Genomic DNA, 240 nt, shown 5'->3' with positions numbered 1-240 from the left:
TGGCCCGTGTGCATTGGCCAGCGAACCCGGCTGACGATGCCCCGCCAGTAACCCTTTAGTCGCTTTGCGAACTGGATCAGAGCCGGTATTCCACTTTCTTGAGCATGGCTCAGCCATTGCTTCCAGGCTGATCGCCAGCCCCAGGCGGTGCTCGGCGTCCAAAGCGTTTTGAGTTCAGCCTTCATTAAGTAGACCGTCATCAACGCTTGGTTGGCCGCTAGCAGATCCTCCAAACGGACC

Annotated in this window: 1 protein-coding gene; it reads right to left on the bottom strand. The window is 57.9% G+C overall.

Annotated elements, in window-relative coordinates; all coding sequences use genetic code 11:
* The coding region (locus ACM6IT_RS00035; RefSeq protein WP_414917225.1) for a transposase at positions 1 to 185 on the bottom strand (185 nt) is incomplete at its 3' end.
* Between the last annotated feature and the right edge of the window lie 55 nt (positions 186 to 240).

This window comes from Pseudomonas sp. IT-P4 (genome assembly GCF_949767755.1).
Classification (GTDB): domain Bacteria; phylum Pseudomonadota; class Gammaproteobacteria; order Pseudomonadales; family Pseudomonadaceae; genus Aquipseudomonas; species Aquipseudomonas monachiensis.
The sequence above is the reverse complement of the archived record's forward strand: the minus strand, read 5'-3'. Positions and strand labels throughout refer to the sequence as shown.